2 protein-coding genes are annotated in these 1,222 nt (G+C 53.0%); one reads left to right on the top strand and one right to left on the bottom strand.

Annotated elements, in window-relative coordinates; all coding sequences use genetic code 11:
* A partial coding sequence (locus tag JX325_RS17180) for a hypothetical protein (protein WP_204792223.1) occupies positions 1-244 on the top strand: 244 nt, incomplete at its 5' end.
* Positions 245-340: 96 nt separating this feature from the next.
* On the opposite strand, the gene JX325_RS17175 is transcribed toward JX325_RS17180, so the two are convergent.
* The coding region (locus JX325_RS17175; RefSeq protein ID WP_243414166.1) for a LysR family transcriptional regulator at positions 341-1,222 on the bottom strand (882 nt) is incomplete at its 5' end.

The raw sequence follows: 1,222 nt of genomic DNA, 5'->3' as shown, positions 1-1,222 counted from the left end.
GAGTCTTGATTATGATCCGCTGTGGGATGAACAGGGACGGCTTCGGCGTGGCTGCACAGTAAGCGAGGCTTTGGCCTGGCTGACGAAGTTTGGCAGTCACAGCGCCGGGGAAACTGTTTTCGTCAACGGTGTCAGCTACAAAGTGGGCGCTCTGCTCTATGGCCCGGATCGACCCGCCGTGGCGGACAAGCCCATTTCCCGTGTTTACGATGGCTATTACCGGCAGTTGAATTTCAGCGTGTAGATTCTCCCCATCCAGAACGAAAAAACGCCACTGGCATCCCGTCGCTCTGGGATGCTGGAGGCGTTTCTCCGCTCTGCCGACATCATACTAGAGACTCTAGGGTAATTCATCGACGTGATGTATCAAATAATCAATAAAATACTTGCTTGCGATTGGCAGGCTGTTCTTGTCCCGGTATCCTACCGCTAATGTTCGGCTTACCGCCGGGACTGTAGGCCGCAGCGCCAAATTATAAGGGGCTCGATGCAGCACAAGTTCCGCTAAGATGCTGACACCCAGCCCCGCTTCTACCATCGTCATAATGGAATAATCGTCGTGAATGGTATAGCGAATGTTCGGGGTCAGGCCGCATTCCCGGAATGCCTCTAGCGGTTCAGAGTAATGCCCTTCCTCCAGCAGAATATACGATTCTTCTGCCAGTGCCTTCAGTGGTACGACTTCCAATTGAGCCAGAGGGTGATGTTCCGGCAATACGGCCAGCATAGAACCCTCCTTCAGCACCACCGTTTTGATCCCACTGACCGCCGCCGGATTGACAAAGGCAAAATCGATTGCCCCCGTTTTCAGCCATTCTTGAAACAGCGTGTAGTCCCCCTGGTGCAGAACGAACTCCACATGAGGATATTCTTTTTGAAATCCTTTCAGCAGTCCAGGCAGCCAGTGGGCGGAAATGCTGGAGATCGTGCCGATACGGATAACGCCGGTTTCCAGTCCTTTGATTTCATTGGCCTTTTCCTGGACAGCCCGGTATTGGTAGACCAAGCGCTCCACAAAGGGGTATAACTCCGCCCCCTCCAAAGTGAGCTGTGCCCCGGTATGAGAACGAATGAGCAGTTTGATCGACAGCTCGTTTTCAAGTGATGCGATCATTTGACTTAACGCGGACTGCGTATATCCCAGCGCCTCCGCCGCTCGGGTAAANCTGCCCAACTCCGCGATTTTATACAGAGCAAAATAGCGGTTCATCCATTCCATCAC

This window comes from Oscillibacter sp. CU971 (assembly GCF_905219725.1).
GTDB lineage: Bacteria > Bacillota > Clostridia > Oscillospirales > Oscillospiraceae > Oscillibacter.
Note: the sequence above shows the minus strand (reverse complement) of the source record. Positions and strands in the feature narration are given on the sequence as shown.